This is a genomic window from Carboxylicivirga caseinilyticus (assembly GCF_050589785.1).
Lineage (GTDB): Bacteria > Bacteroidota > Bacteroidia > Bacteroidales > Marinilabiliaceae > Carboxylicivirga > Carboxylicivirga caseinilyticus.
Genome location: NZ_JBNGOX010000004.1, coordinates 71,033 through 90,059 on the forward strand (window position 1 = coordinate 71,033; position 19,027 = coordinate 90,059).

Annotated in this window: 6 protein-coding genes; all 6 read left to right on the forward strand. The window is 38.0% G+C overall.

What is annotated here, in order from left to right; all coding sequences use genetic code 11:
- Nucleotide 1: 1 nt before the first annotated feature.
- Nucleotides 2-1,525, forward strand: coding sequence for a fasciclin domain-containing protein (locus tag ACRD62_RS03030; RefSeq protein WP_430818642.1), 1,524 nt, complete (start codon nucleotides 2-4; stop codon nucleotides 1,523-1,525).
- 18 nt (nucleotides 1,526-1,543) lie between these two features.
- On the forward strand, nucleotides 1,544-4,729 hold the full coding sequence (locus ACRD62_RS03035; RefSeq protein ID WP_430818643.1) for a SusC/RagA family TonB-linked outer membrane protein: 3,186 nt from the start codon (nucleotides 1,544-1,546) through the stop codon (nucleotides 4,727-4,729).
- Nucleotides 4,730-4,752: 23 nt separating this feature from the next.
- Nucleotides 4,753-6,498 carry a RagB/SusD family nutrient uptake outer membrane protein gene (locus ACRD62_RS03040; protein ID WP_430818644.1) on the forward strand — a complete coding sequence of 582 codons (1,746 nt, stop codon included), beginning with the start codon at nucleotides 4,753-4,755 and terminating at the stop codon, nucleotides 6,496-6,498.
- Between the two features lie 59 nt (nucleotides 6,499-6,557).
- The gene (locus ACRD62_RS03045; RefSeq protein WP_430818645.1) at nucleotides 6,558-9,413 is read left to right on the forward strand and encodes a T9SS type A sorting domain-containing protein; all 2,856 of its coding nucleotides are present in this window, start codon (nucleotides 6,558-6,560) and stop codon (nucleotides 9,411-9,413) included.
- Nucleotides 9,414-9,705: 292 nt separating this feature from the next.
- Nucleotides 9,706-14,307 carry a rhamnogalacturonan lyase family protein gene (locus ACRD62_RS03050; RefSeq protein WP_430818646.1) on the forward strand — a complete coding sequence of 1,534 codons (4,602 nt, stop codon included), beginning with the start codon at nucleotides 9,706-9,708 and terminating at the stop codon, nucleotides 14,305-14,307.
- A gap of 62 nt (nucleotides 14,308-14,369) precedes the next feature.
- Nucleotides 14,370-18,950: a rhamnogalacturonan lyase family protein gene (locus ACRD62_RS03055; protein ID WP_430818647.1), complete on the forward strand. Its 4,581-nt coding sequence runs from the start codon at nucleotides 14,370-14,372 to the stop codon at nucleotides 18,948-18,950.
- Nucleotides 18,951-19,027 lie beyond the last annotated feature (77 nt).

The following is a 19,027-nucleotide window of genomic DNA, read 5'->3' on the forward strand; positions in this document are numbered from 1 at the left end:
CATGAGAAATTATATATTACAAATAGCTACTGTTGTTGTGCTTCTTCTTTTTAGCGGATGCCAAGACGCCTGGGAGAATCACGCCGACCTGGCTGACAGCACGGCCTCACAAACATTATTAGAAACACTGGAAGCTAATTCAAATTACAGCAATTTTGTTTCTGCACTTAAAACAACGGGGCTTAACAAGACATTATCAGAACCATATATGTATACAGTATGGGCACCATCAAATGATGTTTTTACTAATCTTCCGGATGATACAAAAGAATTGTACAAGCTGGTTGCCAACCACATTAGTAAAGGTGCCACGCTAACATCAACTTTGACTGACACCAAAAGAATTTTAATGTTAAGCGGAAAGTTTATTGAACTTGATGGAGAGGCTGCTACAATCGATCAGATAGCAATCACTAAAAAAGATCAGGCAGCAACTAATGGTGTGGTACAGTTTATCGGATCAACCATTGAGCCTCGCATCACTATCTGGCAATACATTGAAAGTTATACAGGTACAAACAAACATATCGAATATTTGAATTCATTATCAGGCTATGTTTTTGATCCGGATTCAGCAACCATAACCGGTTATACCGGAGGAGGTTTGCCAATCTACGACACGTTATCGGGCATGGTTTGGAAAAACAGCTTTCTGGATAATGTTGCTGATTTAAGATCGGAAGATTCTACCTACACTTTAATCATTATTGATGATGAAGCTTTCGATACAGAATTTGATACTTACACATCCTATTTTAAAATTACTTCTGCAACCACCGATGAAGCTCTAGCTTTAAATAAGGCCAAATGCTTATTTAAGATTACAAAAGATTATGTTTTCACAAGCAGCTATAGAGCGACAGAAATACCTGCAATGGCAACTTCGGTAGACATGGTAGAAGTACCTGTTGATAAATCATTGGTTTATGATTCATTTCAGGCGAGTAACGGCTGGGTTCATCATATCACATCCTGTGCTGTACCCCTCGCCAACAAAATACAACCTATTATTATAGAGGCAGAAACACTGGAACGTTTCACTGATAACTTTACCATTTTTGGTGATGCAATTGACGGATATCCTGCAGGATATAAAAGGGTAAGACCTGATGCTTCAGGAGGCTTCGATTATGTATTGGATAACTGGACAACGACTGCTAAAGGATCTGGTTTGATCTTACATGCTGATGAAGTTGCATCCATGAGATACAAGTTTTATCTAAAGGCTGTAAACGATTTCAGGGGTTCGTACAGATATCCTAAAGATAATGACTATATATTAAGCCAACAGTTAGGTATTACTACACTAAGATCTGAAAACAATATGATCTACGATTTTAATCCTATGATTGCTGTATCAGATTCAATAAAAGTTACTGCAACATCATATGATGAGGCAATAGAAGAAGAAGTTGGAAGCTACAAGTTTACTTCTATGAGAGAAATATATCTGTGGCTCAGTCCGATGGATAATGGCGCAGCTATTACTGCAGACTACATCAAACTAGTTCCTGACTTCGAATAATTTGAAAAATTACACATTATGACTAACATAAAACAGCTAATTATACTCGTTTTTGTCATTCTTGGAGGTACTGTTGCCTTAGCTCAGGATCAGCTGGTTGAGCCGATTGAAGTTACTGGTACAGTATATGATGCAGAAACACGTAGACCCTTAGAATATGTAGCCATTGATAATGACTCTATAGCTTCAACTTTTACTGATTCAATTGGTAATTACCGCATAGCCGTGCGTTCTTATCACGACATTATTAAGGTAACCGTTTTCGGATATGAAGATCGCGAAGTGATTCTTGCAGGTCGATCAAAGGTTGATGTCTATATGACTCCGGTTGGTTATCCAACTTTTCAGAGAGAAGCAAACTTATTTTATACCAATCCTAAATTAGCTTACACACCTCATGCTGTAAACAGTGTAATTGTTAATTCAGGTTACGACAATGGTGGTAAAACAGGCTCTCCATCAGGAGAAGCAGTTTTCAGAGGCCGGGTTCCTGGTCTTGAAGTATTAAGCCGCTCAGGAATTCCTGGAGTAGGTTCGGATATTTTCTTAAGAGGTTACTCCTCTTTATATGGAGATAATCGCCCTTTGATGGTGGTTGATGGTATGATCTATGATGACTCGGAATATGGTACAACAACCATTAACGGACAAAGAAAAAACCCTTTTACCGCAATTGATATTACCGATATTGAAAATGTGACAATTTTAAAAGATGCTGCTTCTATTTTCGGTTCTAAAGCAGCTAACGGTGTAATCTTCATTACTACCAGTCACGCAACTGAACAATCAAACAAAATAGAATTGAACATGTCAGGTGGTATTAATATGGAACCTGCCGGATTCCCGATGATGAATGCCGATGATTATTCATTATTCTTATATGATATGATGCAAAGTCAGGGTATTAGCGGAGACTCTATCAGTAAACTACCTTATATGAATGGCACCAAAGGTACAGAAGACTATTACCGTTATCATAACAATACCGACTGGCAAAAAGAAGTATTTGCCAACAGCTACAATACAAATGTTGGTTTCAAGATTAAGGGTGGTGACGATGTTGCGCTGTATGCTCTGTCAATCAATTACCTGAAAAACGAAGGCATTGTTACTGGAACAGATTTCTCTAAGTTTAACATGAGATTTAATTCCGACATCAATATTAGTAAGGTTTTCAGTCTTAACTCAAATGTTAGCTTCATGAGAGGTGACCAAAATCACCGAAGCGGCACCTCCAGTTTTGGATTGGATAATCCATACTATCAGGCATTGATTAAAGCACCTTTCCTTACCAGCTTCGTTAGAACTGCAGATGGCATTGAAACACCTGTTTACGAAGATTTTGATGTATTTGGTGTTTCCAACCCTAGTTCGATGCTTTATGATGCCAATGGTTTGGATCAGGTAGCACGTTACTATCGTTTTACCGGATCATTCAATCTGAATGCTAAAGTCAATGACAAACTAACTATCAGTAATTTGGTTGGTATCTTATTTGATAAAGACAGAGAAACCTATTTTATTCCTTCATTAGGTATATCTCCTGATACCACCGACATAGGTGTTATTTATAATAAGAATGGATTCAGAACTCTGAAACAATTCACTATTAACAACGATTTCAGACTAAACTATAACACAACTATCAATAATACTCACTTCATCAACGGAATTATTGGAGCAAGAATCAATATCAACCGTGCTGAAGAAGACTGGGCAACCGGAGCCAATACACCTAGTGATCAGATTACCTCAGTTGGCCAGGGCGACCCATTATACAACACCTCAGGTGGTTTCCTGAGCGACTGGACTTCGATTACATATTATGCATCTGCCAATTACGGTTTCAGAAAGAAATACTTTGTTTCTGCTAATGTCTCAGTTGATGGAGCATCTCATTTTGGTACAGAGGCTGATGGCTTGAAACTGGGCGAACATATATACGGTGTTTTTCCATCTGTTGCAGGAGCTTGGCTGTTAAGTTCAGAGGACTTTTTGTCAGATGTATCATTCATCGATCTGTTAAAGGTAAGAGCCAGCTATGGTTTAACCGGTAACGACAATTTTGGTTTGTATCACAGGTATAAATATTACGAAGCCAAAAATTTCCTTGGACAACAAGGTATTATCAGAGGTAACATACCTAATACAGGTATTCAGTGGGAAACCAATACCAAGGCAAACGTAGGTTTAGATATAGAACTACTGCACAGCCGTTTGGTAATATCTGCTGATGTATACCAAAACAAAACCGAAGACTTAATTGAGAACAAGGTTGCTTCCATCTATTCCGGCGAAGAAAATTACTTTTTCAATAACGGTAGTTTTACCACACAAGGTATTGATTTAGGTATTCAGGGAAGAGTAATCTCAGGTAAAGTTAAATGGGACCTGGGGCTTAATATCGGCAGTTACATAACAGAAGTAACCGCATTACACAACAACAGTTTAGAAACAGAATTATACGGAGCCACTGTTTTAACACAAGTAGGACAGCCAATTGGCGTTTTCTACGGCTATGAAACCAATGGAGTTTATGCAACATCAGAAGCAGCTGCAAACTCTAAATTGGGCAACTACCTGCCAAATACCGACATCGTTCCTTTTGAAGCTGGTGATGTAATCTTTGTTGATCATCACAAAGACAATATTGAAGGAGAATCATATACCAGTATAATTGACGAAAATGACAGAGTTGTTATTGGAGATCCTGCTCCTGACTTCTTTGGTGAGGTTAATACACGTGTTAATTACAAAGGTGTCACATTAATTGCCAACGTTGGATTTTCATATGGTAATGATGTATTTAATGCCATGCGTTATCAGTTGGAATCGATGGGAACTTATAACAATCAAACCAATGCTGTCCGAAACAGATGGCGCACAGAAGGTCAGGTTACTGATATTCCTAAGGCTACTTATGGTGATCCTATGATGAACAGTCGTTTCTCTGATCGTTGGATTGAAGATGGTTCATACATTCGTCTGCGCAATATTACAATAAGCTACAAATTGCCTATTCGAACCAGTTTTATGGAATTGCCTGAAGTATATGTAACAGGTAACAACCTTCTTACATTCACAAAATACAAAGGATTAGACCCTGATTTTAGTATGAGTAATTCTACTCTTACCAGAGGAATTGATATGGGTCTGCCACCACAAAGTAAAGCTATTCTACTGGGTATTAAACTGAAACTATAATCAACGTGCAAACAATGATGATCATGAAAAAAAATCATTTAATATATACTCTCTTTCTTGTATTAATCGCTTTTACAACTGCATGCGACGATATTCTGGAAGTAGATAATCTGGATGTTCTTAAAGACAGTAATCATTACAAAACAATTAATGATGCTAACAGTGCCGTTTTGGGAGCTTATGCCCTGTTTCAGGATTTGGCGCCTCAACTGGTAGTACTGAATGAATTAAGAGCCGATCTGATGGATATTACTTACAATGCTGATCATTACCTGGAGGAAGTAAGTAAACACTCTACAACTTCAGATAATCCATGGACAGATCCACGACCTTTCTATAAGGTTATCAATAACTGTAATGATGTAATGCAGAATCTTACAGTGATGTACGAAAGTTCTAAAATTACCCGTGAGCAGTATAATCAGCGTTACAGCGATATGGGTGCTTTAAGAACCTATGTATATTTCCAGTTGATTATTCATTATGGTAAAGCACCTTATATTACCAAGCCAATTGAAAGCATGGATGACATATCAAAAATCAACACATCTGAAGCACCGGTGCTGGAGATTGAAGAAATGTTAGCAACACTACTTTCTTTTATGGAAGGGCTTCCATACACCGATTTATACACCGACACAGATATCAACACAAGTTTTGATGGATTTAGCACACAGATTTCTTTCATTGATAAGGAATATCTTTTAGGTGAGCTAAACCTTTGGAATGGTAATTACCTGGCTGCAGCCAGCTACTTCAAAAACATAATGGAACGTTCAGCCGGAGACTTTGATAAGTACAAAATACCCACTGACTTTTTTACTTTCTCTGACTACCACAGCCGCTATGTTCGTTATTATGAAAATGATATTGAAAGTGCTGTAAATAATTGGGCTACTTTGTTCTCAACTTATGGTACCAGCGACTATTATGGCGAGTGGATTTGGGTGATGTATTATCATTATGCATATGAACCATCTCCTTTTTATGAACTTTTCTCTAAAGAACAAGGAAACTATTACCTTAAACCATCTGCCGCTGCCATTAATAACTGGAATAGTCAGATGCAAGACAATGGATTTGTCGGAGACTTCAGAGGTAATATAGAAGATTTCAATGGCAATACAGGTTCTTACAAATTAGTTGGAAACGATCCGGTTATTACCAAATACATATCAGATCTTGACGAAAATAATCCACTTGAGAAGGCCGGCAAATGGTATTTATGGCGTGCAACATCATTACACTTGCGTTATAGTGAAGCAGCCAACCGTGATGGAAAACATAAAGTTGCCTACGCTTTAATGAACAAAGGTATTGCTTCTGCTTATGCATACCCTGGAGATAAAAATGATGTGGTAGGAACCTTTAACTGGGAACAAACACAACTTCCATATCCATACGACTTTGATGCACGAAGTACTAATAACCTTCAGGTACCACCAGTACACAGAGGTTTGTGGTACAGAAATGTTGGAGTTCGCGACAGAGTTAGTCTTCAAAGCTATACCGTACCTACTGATCAGGACTCACTTCTATACATCGAAGACAAGATATTGGAAGAAAATGCATTGGAGCTTGCTTTCGAAGGTTCACGTTGGGGCGATTTAGTTCGTATGTCAATCCGTCGTGGAGATAATACCCTTCTGGCTGAAAAAGTTGCTCAAAAATTTGAAAAAGCGGGTGATGCAGGAACAGCAAATCAATTGCGTGCTTTGTTAGCTAACCGTGAAAACTGGTGGTTACCGCTCACTGATAACGAAGAATAATTTATAGCAAAGGCTATATTGACTTAATACATATTATTATTCAACTAATTTCATTTATTATGAAGAAGATCTATCTTAAACAATTAAAAACATGGACCTTATCAGCTGCCATGTTATTAACAACATCCGGGTTAATGGCCCAAGAACCAGTTGACCTTACTTGGAATGGTAGTATTAGTTCTGATGCTAGTGAAACCCAGAACTGGTCACCTGAAGGTAATATGGCTGGAAATAACCTTATTTTCAAAAATACCAGCTATTATACAAACGCATGTGTTATTACAGGAACTGAAACCATCGATGTTAATATTTTTAACATGGATGCATGGTCAGAAACGGTTAATGAAACTTATATTCCAGTTGGTGAGGTTACAATCAACATGTCTCAGGGAGCAACTTTTAGAGTTAATGCTGAATCCGTAAGCGGCACAGGTGATTATACTGGAGGTATTTTAAATATTACTGGTGGTGAAGGAAACTTCCACTATGCTCCTAACAGGAACTTCTATATTGACAATAATGAAACAGTTGTAAATATAGATTGTGATACTGTTACATTCAGACATTGGGTTGGTTTAGGTGATAGAAATGGGACAAAAGGTGGTCAATTGAATATCACAGGTCATTCTTATGTTACTATGGGTAGTCTTGACCGTATCCCTTTAAACTTAGGAAGAGTTCATTTATACCTTGCAGATGAGGCTCAAATATATGTTAATGGTGATATTGTAACATGGATTGAAGAAAGAATTGCAACTGGCAGTATTGGAACAACTGAGGATAAGGATGTTGTGGCAGATTATGATAATTTCACTAATAAAACTCATATTTATCTTCGTGACAAAACTGCTTTTGTTATTGAACCTATTACAAAACAATTACTATCTGCCGGTGAAGTTGGTGACTCTGTATATGTTATACAAAACGATGGCTATAGTAATATGGCCTCCATAGAGTGGGTGTATGGTACAGAAGATGGTAGCTATACTATGAGTTTTGATCCTGCTCAAATAAATAATTATATAAAACCAATATTTCCTAATTCTGGCAATTACTTTATGGCTCTTAAAGGAATAGATGGTGATGGAGTAATACATTATTCTAATAGTGTGGAGTTTGACATTTCAAGTAATAAAGTAAGTGTTTCTCCTGCTGTTGTTCAATACCTTAGAGTAACTCAAATGTCTGGCATGGTAACAATAACTGAAACAGAAACAGCTACCAGTAGAGAATGGAAATATTCAACTACAACTGGAGGCCCATATGTTTCTTTTGATACTCCTATTACAGGTACTGAGTTTAACTATACTTTTACAGAAGTTGGTACTTATTTTGTTGTTTGCGAATCTCTGATTGGTAGTAATACAGAAAGAACAAAAGAATTACAATTCAATGTAAGTGAATGGAATGCTTCAGCTTTAAACATGACATTTGAAGGTACATATGACAATACTGCAAGAAATATATTTAATTATGATTACGCAGCGTACATTCACCAAAATGGTATAAATATTCCTACCGGTTTTGATGTAACAATAGATGGATTAAACAAAGATACCCTACGTAATATATGGATTGCTGCCAATGCTACATTAACATTGACTGGGACCTCAACTACTGACACTTTATGGTATCGTCCAAATAATGATTACGCAGGGGAAGGAGCTTATATCCTTGAAAAAGGTGTATTTGTATTAGGTAGTAGCACTTATATGCGTTTTTATAAAGAAACCTCAACCTTTACGGTTAAGAATGATGCAAAGGCTGTTATGGATGGATCATTCTTAATGGGGCCAAGCAATACCCCTGCTGTCGGTTCTCATATATATATTCAAGATGATGCAGTTGTACTTTTTAATACATTACCTGGACGAATTTCAGCTAATCAAGGTCATAGTGAATTCCATTTGGAAGGAAATGCAGAATATCATTTTGCAGGTGATGTGCGTAGTTCAATTGCAACCTGGTTAACAGGTACAGTTGTTGATGGAGTAATAACTTTCTATCCTAAATTTATTACACCTGAAGGATTTGAACCTCAAATGATTTATGACGAAGTACAAAATCTTACAATTGTTTCTGTTCGTGCTCTTTCTGCATTCGGTATTGAGCAAACTAAATCTCAAATTGTTAGCAAAAATCAATTAACAAATTCATTGTCTCTACTAAATGCTACTGGATACGATAGCTATGAATGGATGTGGTCAACAGGACCTAGTGGTCCATTCCAAAGCTTCGATCCTGCTATTACTGGTGAAACTGCTCAAGTATCATTTAGTGAAGCTGGTACATACTATGTTGTATGTTATGCCACTACTGGTACAACCACCGACAGGTCAAATAATGTAGTACCAGTAAAGGTTTATGATATTGCTGTAAGTCCAGCTGCGACACAATACATTGACTTTTATCCAAATGATAATAACGGAACTGAACTTTCTTATACCTTACCTGATGGAGCAACTGCTGTTCAGTGGAAATATTCAACAACATCTGGCGGACCATATAATGAATTCTTCCCTGTTCAGGAAACATCATCTACATTTACACCATATGACCTTGATGAAGGAAGCTACTATGTTGTATTCGAAGCTTATGTTTTAGATGATGATGGTGCTTCTGTTTACTTAACTAGTAACGAAGTGGCTATTATGGTAGGTGTAACTGCAATTGGTGATAATAAAGCTGCAAAAGTAAGCTTGTATCCTAACCCATCAGATGGTAATTTCTTCATCGATGTTGAAGAAGGAGAAGGTAGTACTATTGAAGTAATTAATGCTGCCGGTGCAACCGTATCAAGCCAGGTTGTAAGCGGAGCAGGTAAAGTTCCTGTTTCTGTTTCTACTAAAGGTTTATACCTAGTAAAAGTTACAACTGGTAATAGTGTAACTGTTAAACGAGTAATTGTTAAATAATTTAATTCAAAAAGGAAAGCTCATGAATGAGCTTTCCTTTTTCACCCTTAAACAAATACCTTATAAAATACTTATTTATTACAACCAACCTTTTATTTTAACCTAATTAATAACCTAACAATGAAGATTATGCCTTGAAGAAAGGCATTAATGCGTTAAAGACATTTACAGGAAAGAAGACAACCTTATTATATTAAACTGATCATTAATAAACCCAAAATATAACAGAAGTAATTTCTGCCCTTATACAAATCGAGTATTCTCATTGCTTATGAAAATAAAAACTTTACATATGAAAAATCTAAAACTCCTGATTCAGACTGTCATGATGATAATTGCATTCGGTCTGTATCAGAACACAAGTGCGCAGCGTAAGATGGAGGTGCTGGACAGAGGTGTACTTGCTATTGAATCCGGAAGCAACATTTATGTTGGTTGGCGAATATCGGCAACTGAACTTAGAAATGTTGCATTTAATGTTTACCGCGATGGAACAAAAATAAACTCAACTCCAATCACTGGAGCATCCAACTATCTGGATACATCTGGCAGCTCTGCTGCAATGTATTCTGTTTCTGCAATAATTGATGGAATAGAACAACCTGTATCTGATGAAGTACCTGTTTGGACAAGTCAATACCTGGATATTCCAATAAATGAAACGTATGGAGCCATTGATAAATACGAATTAAATGATGCCTCAGTCGGTGATTTGGATGGTGACGGACAATATGAAGTGATCATTAAAAGAGTTGCTGCTGATCAAAGTGTCGGTGCTACCTATTTTAATTTAATCGAAGCATACAAACTGGATGGAACCTATCTGTGGACAATCGATATGGGTCCGAATATCAATGATAAAACAGAATTAAACTTTTTAGTTTATGATTTTGACGGTGATGGAAAAGCTGAGGTTGCAACACGAACATCCGATGGTTTTACCGATGGTACCGGAACTTATGTTGGAGACCGTGATGGAGATGGAACCATTAACTACCGGTATTCATTAGTTGATAATTCAGGAACACTATACAGAACCGAAGGACCTGACTATGTTTCAATTTTCGAAGGTGCAACCGGAAAAGAACTGGCATGGGATTATTATATTGAGTTAGATCCAATCTCACAATGGGGAACACCAGGTATGCACCTTGCACAGTATGCTCACCGTGCCAATAAGTGTATGTGGACCGTTGCCTATCTGGATGGTAAAAAACCCAGTATGGTTAATGGTCGCGGTATCTATCACCGTATAAAAATGGAAGCCTGGGATTGGGATGGTACCAATTTAACCAAGAGATGGGCTTTTGACAGTGATCCCGGTGGAGTTGCCACTTCGTACACAGGACAAGGAAACCATAATTTAAGTTGCGGTGATGTTGACAACGATGGCTGTGATGAGATTGTATATGGTGCTATGGTTGTTAACAATGATGGTTCTGGTCTTTACTCAACCGGTTTTGGACACGGTGATGCTCTTCATGTCAGTGATATGGATCCTGATCGACCTGGTTTGGAAACATGGCAATGCCTGGAAGGTTCAGAATATTGGGGAGTTACTCTAAGAAGTTCAGCTGATGGCGAGTTGCATATTCGTTACAGATCAAACCGTGACTGTGGACGATGTGCTGCAGGTGATATAAATCCTGATTATGATGGTTGGGAAGTATGGGGAGCAACTGAAAGTCCAATGTACAATGTTGATGGGGAAGTTGTTGGTGCAAACAATGTACCAATGAATTACATGATATGGTGGGATGGAGATCTAAGCCGTGAATTCATGGATTATTCTTCTTTCTCTTCAGAAATAGGATATGGAACACCTCAAATATCAAAATATAATCCTTCTACTCTTGATAACTACGCTGTACTTACAGCCACAGGAATGGCAACAGTTAATCATTCCAAAGGAAATCCTTGTTTACAAGCTGATGTTATCGGTGACTGGCGTGAAGAAATGATTGTTAGAAGCATTGACAATTCAAAATTAAGAATTTATACTTCTACTGATGTAACGGATTTCCGCATGCCTACATTAATGCACGAACCTCAATATAGGATAGCTGTAGCATGGCAGAATAACTCATACAATCAACCACCTCACACAGGAATCTATCTGGGAAATGAAACTGAAGAGGCTGTTCCCTACCCTATCATTAATGATAAAATAGCATGGGTTTCGGGACCCGACTGGGGAAGTGGTTCTTCATCATGGAATGACGAAGATGGCAACTCAATATCTTATTCTGATGGAGCTAATGTTTTGTTCGATTACAATGGGAATAACACAAGTTCTGTAAATATTACCAATACCGTATCGCCACGCAGTGTCACTGTTTTCTCTCAGAATGACTATACTTTTGAAGGAACAGGTAAATTATCTGGGGATATGGAATTAATAAAGGCTGGTACCGGCACCTTAATTCTTAACTCAAACCATGATTATACAGGGACAACCAAATTATACAATGGTAAATTAATCATCAATCAGGCTATTACTGGTAGCAAAGCAGAAGTTGGTATGTTTGGCGAATTACTTTTGAATGGAACCATTGGTAATGGAGTTACGGTAATGTCCAGAGGAAAATTAAAAATTGGCTCAACCGAAGGTATTGTTGGCAATGGAGTTATACAAAATGGCCTGACCCTCAATGAAGGATCAAAAACGTATTTTGATTTAACAATGGATCCGGTTGGTACAAATGATGCAATTTCGTTGTCAGGTGATCTGACCATTGAAGGAATCTGTAATTTCTATTTTAATCGTCTGGAAGGATCTCTTGATCCCGGATCATATGACTTAATAACTTTTGATGGAACATTTAATGGTTCAGTAGACGATATTCAAATATTAAATATAAATGATGTTGCATGTCAGTTAGTGGTTGCCGATGGAAAGTTAACATTAGAAGTATTGGAGGTTCGTGAAGCAACCGACATCATCTGGACTGGCGGTACCAGCAACATTTGGGATTTTGCAGGAGCTTATAACTGGCTAAACAGCGATGTTGATGATTGGTTTTTAGGTAATGATAATGTTACTTTTAATGATGATGCCACACGCACAACTGTTAATATCACAGAGATTGTTCCTATTGGTAGCATGGTTGTCAATGCCAGTTCCAACTTCACTTTTGATGGTGAAGGCATGATTTCCGGTACAGGTGGCCTAACCAAGTCTGGATTTGGTCAGCTTAAAATCAATAATGTAAATGATTTTACCGGACCGGTATCATTGAATGGAGGCTTGGTTCAGGTGAGTTACATTTCGAACAGTGGAATGAATGGCCCCTTGGGTGCAGCTACAGGTGAAGCTGAAAATTTCACCATAAATGGTTCGTTACTTTATTTATCAGATGCCTCTTTTACAACTAACCGCGACATTACCATCGGAGCAAATGATGCAACAATATATACAAGTACTGGTATCACAATGACGATGGATGGATCATTCGCTGGAGAAGGAGAATTGATAAAAGATGGAACAGGAACATTATCTTTATCTGAAACTGGCACACATGCAGGTACAGTTATCAACAGTGGTAGTGTTTTGTTAAACTCCGAAACAGCTGAGATCAGTGGTTTAGGTTCTTCGGTCACTCTAAAAAATGCCACCTTGAAAATGTTTAATAGTGCTGGTTCTTATAGTAATATATATTGGGACTTAATAGTACCGAATGGTTTTTCTGCCACATTAAACCTCGATAGCAGATGTTCAATGTTTGGTAGCCTAACAGGAGATGGAACACTTAACCTGGATATCCCTTATATAAGATCAGAATTATTTGGTGACTGGTCAGCTTTTACCGGACAAATTAATGCCACCACAACAAACGATGGTTGGTTAATTCTGGGTAATATAAATGGTTATGCCAATGCTGCCATTGATTTGGGTGATAATATTTTTGCAGTGTATCGCAACAGTAATGATGATATTATTGAGATAGGTGAATTAACGGGAAGCTCAAGTTCTAAATTAGGTTCAGGAGGTGAAGGTTCAAATACAATCACCTGGAAGATTGGTGGTTTAGGAACTTCCGTAGAATTTAATGGAGTCATCAATAATACACAATTCAAAAATTCAGGATCTCAAACTGCCATCATTAAAACAGGTGGTGGACGCTGGACCTTAACAGGAAATAATACCTATACAGGAGGAACAGTAATTGAAAGAGGATCTGTCATTGCAGCAAATAGCTTTGGAAGTGCTACCGGTACAGGAGCCATTGAAGTAATGACTAACGCATCACTGGCTGGTACCGGAAGTGTGGCAGGTGCTGTAACACTTAACAACAGAGGCTATCTGTTGCCTGGATTATCGACACAAATTGGAACCTTAACACTAAACAGTGATTTAACTATTCTTGATGGAGGAAGGTATTACATTAAAGTAGATGCATCTACTGTTTCAAACGACAAGGTCGTAGTTAATGGTACAGCTGTATTAAACGGTACTCTTTATATGACATTAACCAATGGAGCCTTTGCCAATGGTCAATCCTTTAATGTATTGGATGCAAATGCCATCACCGGCTCTTTTACAGCAATTAGTCCAACATCACCAGGCACAGGCTTATATTGGGATACAACTAATTTATATACAACAGGTATCATAGCTGTAACCGATACACCTACGGGAATCTTTGATGCTGATTATTCAGGAGTTCATATTTACCCGAATCCATCAGATGATAATTTCAACATTGATCTTTCTGACATTCAAGGCAAAGGTTTAATCTCAATTGAAAACCTGGAAGGTTCAGTTGTCTTAAATGATGTAATAGAAGGCGGAAGTGTTGTTACATGGTCATTAGGACATTTACCAACAGGAGTTTACCTGGTTAAAATACAGATTAACAACGAATACTATATTAATAAAATAATTGTTTCATAGATACTTATCTCCTTTGATCAAATTATTGATCAAAGGAGATTGCATTGCAATTTAAATCCTTTATGAAAAAATTCTACACATATTTCTGCACAGCATTACTGTGGGCTATGCTACCTTTCTTGTCAATTGCACAACGACAAATAGAGAATCTGGATCGTGGAGTTGTTGCTGTCAGAACGAGTACCAGTGAAGTTTTTATTAGTTGGCGATGGTTGGGTACTGAAGATGAAAATATTTCATTTAACATCTATCGCGACGATACCAAAATAAACACCACTCCTATTACCCAAACTACAAATTTTGTTGATAATTCATCAGCTGTTGCCCAATATTCAGTAGCTGCAGTAATTGATGATGTTGAACAGGCTAAGTCAACTCCGGTTGATATCTGGGATAACCAATACCTCGAAGTTAATTTGAATCGTCCATCAGGAGGAACAACACCTGATGGTGTATCCTATACATATTCTCCCAACGATTGTAGTGTGGGTGATTTGGATGGTGATGGTCAGTACGAGATTATCGTAAAATGGGATCCATCCAACTCAAAAGACAATTCACAATCGGGATACACTGGAAATGTTTTTCTCGATGCTTACAAATTTGATGGAACACAATTGTGGAGAATTGATTTGGGTATCAACATAAGAGCAGGTGCTCACTATACTCAGTTTTTGGTTTACGATTTTGATGGTGATGGCATTGCTGAACTTGCATGTAAAACTGCTCCGGGTACAAAGGATAACTCCGGTAATTATATAAATACAGGGCCGGCTGCATCGGCTGATCATTCAGCTGATTACAGAAATACAGGAGGCTATATTTTGTCAGGTCCCGAATACCTTACTGTTTTTAGTGGAGAAAACGGATACGAAATGGCAACTGTTTATTACACTCCGGCAAGAGGTAGTGTAAGCAGCTGGGGTGATAGTTATGGAAACAGGGTTGACCGATTTTTAGCCTGTGTAGCTTATTTGGATGGAGAACATCCAAGTTTGGTAATGACTCGTGGATATTATACCCGTTCAGTTCTGTCAGCATGGGATTGGAATGGAACAGAATTAACTCAACGATGGATTTTCGATAGTAACGATTCTGGTAACAGTGCATATTACGGACAAGGAAATCATAACTTAAGTGTCGCTGATGTTGATCAGGATGGTAAAGATGAAATAATATACGGTTCATGTACCATCAACGATGATGGTACAGGCCTTTATTCAACTGGTTTAGGACATGGTGATGCCTTACATGTTTCTGATATGGATCCTGATCGTCCTGGTCTGGAAGTCTTTATGCCTCACGAAGAAGCTGGTAATGGAATGACCTATCGTGATGCTGCCACAGGAGAAGTTCTTTGGCAGATAAAAGCCCCTGGCGAAGATGTAGGTCGTGGTGTTGCAGGTGATATCAGCCCGGATTACAGAGGCTATGAACGTTGGTCTTCAACAGGAGATGGAGCTTACAGTATTGACGGAGATTTGATTGGTGGAAAAACCGCTATGAATTTTCTTATCTGGTGGGATGATGATCTGACAAGAGAACTATTGGATGGTACAAATATCAGCAAGTACAATGTTGGCACCTTACTTACAGCATTTAATTGTAGTTCTAATAACTCAACCAAAGCAACACCAAATCTGTCAGGCGATATTTTGGGTGACTGGCGCGAAGAAGTTATTTTCAGAACAACAGACAATACAAAACTTAGAATTTATACAACTACCAATGAAACTTCATACCGTTTCAGAACATTAATGCACGATCCTCAGTATCGTTTGGCTATTGCATGGCAAAATGTTGGGTATAACCAACCACCACATCCCGGATTCTTTCTGGGTACAGATATGGATACTCCTCCCCTGGCTCCTATTGCTCAGGCAAAATTAAAATGGGATGGTTCAGCAGGATTCAACTGGGATGTGAACGCCTCATCTAACTGGAAATTAGCCAATGGTACTACATCGGTATTTAATAATGATGATGATGTTATATTCTCGATATCGGGCAATAACACATCAGCTGTTTTAATTAACGAAACTGTAAGTCCATCAAAAGTGACAGTTATCAACCCTAATGATTATACCTTTAGTGGAACAGGTGGGTTAAGCGGTTCGATGGATTTAATAAAAAGTGGAGCCGGTTCATTGGTTATAAATACCGCAAATAATTACACTGGTAAAACATTGGTTTCTGAAGGACTTTTACAAGTTAATGGAAACATAGCAACAAGTGAAACAACCATTGAAGGCAAAGGTGAAATAACAGGTAATGGAACAACTGGAAGTCTTAACCTTTTATCCGGAGCAAAAATCTGGGTAGGTGATTACACTCAGGCTTCATCTACTCAAATAAATGGAAACCTTCTGGCTAGTGACAATACCAGCTTTGAATTTGATTTAAGCGATGATCCAACAGGAACAACAAAATCAAACGATCAGATTATTATTGATGGTGATTTATCCCTGGGCGAGAATATAACTTTTAATGTAAGTAAACCGGATGGTAAATTAAGTGATGGTACCTATACACTTCTTTCGTTTACAGGATCGTTTACAGGATCGGTAGATAATATATCACTTGTTGGAATCAGAGAATTGGTGACAAGCGTTGAATTATCCGGTCAGTCGATTGTACTTATTACAACCTTAGTTCGCGACCCCGCCTCAATTGTTTGGGATGGAACAACCAATAACAGCTGGGACTACCTCAATAATACCAATTGGTTGAACAATGGTGTAAGCGATTTCTTTACTTATGGTGATTATGTATTGTTTGATGACAGTGGAAATACAACTGTTAATGTCGCAGATGATGTACCTATCGGAGGTATGGAAGTGAGTGCTTCTACTACCTACAAATTTACAGGAACAGGAACCATCAGTGGCACTGGAGGTTTATTGAAATCCGGAACCGGATATTTAATAATGAATGAAGCAAACACATTTACAGGTAATGTAGAATTACGAGCTGGCTTAACCAGTGTTACCAACTTAAGTAACATTGGAAGTCCGGGTAGTTTGGGTAGTGGAAGTAATGATCCTGCCAGTATCTACCTTAACGGCGGAAGTATTTATTATACAGGAGACCAAAGTACTACCAACCGGGGCATTACCATTGGTGAAAGTAATGGAGATTTTTATACAGTCGGTAGTTCAGAGGTATCCCTTGATGGTGTAATAACAGGAACCGGGAACTTTACAAAAAGAGGTACTGGTAAACTTAACCTTTCGGCTGCCAATACAATAAGTGGACCTGTTACATTAACCGAAGGTACCATTGCACTAACATCAGAAAACGCCAATTCTTATGGTCTGGGAACAGATAAGGTGATAATAAAAGATGCTACCTTAAACATGTTTAACAGTACCGGTACTTACAGCAATATTTATTGGGATTTAGAAGTTCCTGCCGGATATACCGCCACCATCAATATGGATGGACGTTGCGAACATTATGGTGATGCTACCGGAGAGGGAACACTTAACCTCGTTCTTCCTTTCTCACGTGTTCATCTGAATGGAGACTGGTCAGCTTATGCTGGACAGATTAATGCAAGTGCTTCCCCTATTTCAGTCTATGGTAACTGGTTCGTTGTTGGAAACAGCACCGGTTTCCCTAATGCTTCTGTCTATCTGGACAATGACGTTTTTGCCGTTTACAAAAACAGTTCTGATGCTACAATTGAAATTGGTGAATTAACAGGTTCAAGCTCATCTGTATTAGGATCTGGTGGACAAGGAGCCAACACAATTACTTGGAAAATTGGTGGTAAAAGAACTTCGGTTGCTTTTGATGGAAAAATCTCAAATGATCAGTATAAAAACACCGGCTCACAAACTGCCATTATTAAAACTGGTTCAGGAAGATGGACACTTACTAATGCCAACACATATACCGGTGGTACTGTTATCGAACAAGGAACCATTATTGCAGCTAATACTTCAGGCAGTGCAACAGGTACTGGCCCTGTCACAGTTTATACAAATTCAAGTCTGGCCGGAACAGGCTATGTTTCCGGAGCTGTCACAGTAAATAACAGGGCTTACATTATGCCTGGAATAAGCCCTGCATATGGTAATTTAACGATTAATAATAACCTTACGTTTTTAACAGGAGCCCGTTTATACATTAAAACGGATGCAACTGCTGGTATATGCGATAAGGTTACTGTTAACGGAACTTACACAATTGCAGGAACCTTATACATGGTTTTAAATAATGGAAGCTTTGCAAATGGTCAATCATATCAGGTATTGGATGCATCATCCGTTTCCGGATCATTCGATGCCATAAGTCCATCTTCACCTGGAGATGGATTATATTGGGATACTTCAGAATTATATACTAACGGAATTATTAAGGTAACAAATGTTGCAACGGCAATTACACCTGTTGAGGCAAATGATAACATTCGCATTTATCCAAATCCTGTAGAAGATCTACTTTATATAGAAGTTTTGGATAATAACATTCCTGCAAAGATTGAAATAAGGGATGTATCAGGCAGGACTATTAAACATCTAGTTGGTAATAATGGAAGTAATTACAAGATTGATTTCAGCAATCATAACAAGGGAATTTATTTTGTCATTATTACTGTAAACGAGCAATTATTAATAAAGAAAATAGTTAAAGAATAAGCAGATAGTATGTTTCACAGGCATGAGATTAACAGTTTCTTTTATTTCATGTATGACTATTTAAAGATTGAAATAAA

Bases quoted from the DNA above. Each gene is read 5' to 3' on its own strand.
- ACRD62_RS03030 (WP_430818642.1), top strand. From the start codon at position 2: ATGAGAAATTATATATTACAAATAGCTACTGTTGTTGTGCTTCTTCTT.
- ACRD62_RS03035 (WP_430818643.1), top strand. From the start codon at position 1,544: ATGACTAACATAAAACAGCTAATTATACTCGTTTTTGTCATTCTTGGA.
- ACRD62_RS03040 (WP_430818644.1), top strand. From the start codon at position 4,753: ATGAAAAAAAATCATTTAATATATACTCTCTTTCTTGTATTAATCGCT.
- ACRD62_RS03045 (WP_430818645.1), top strand. From the start codon at position 6,558: ATGAAGAAGATCTATCTTAAACAATTAAAAACATGGACCTTATCAGCT.
- ACRD62_RS03050 (WP_430818646.1), top strand. From the start codon at position 9,706: ATGAAAAATCTAAAACTCCTGATTCAGACTGTCATGATGATAATTGCA.
- ACRD62_RS03055 (WP_430818647.1), top strand. From the start codon at position 14,370: ATGAAAAAATTCTACACATATTTCTGCACAGCATTACTGTGGGCTATG.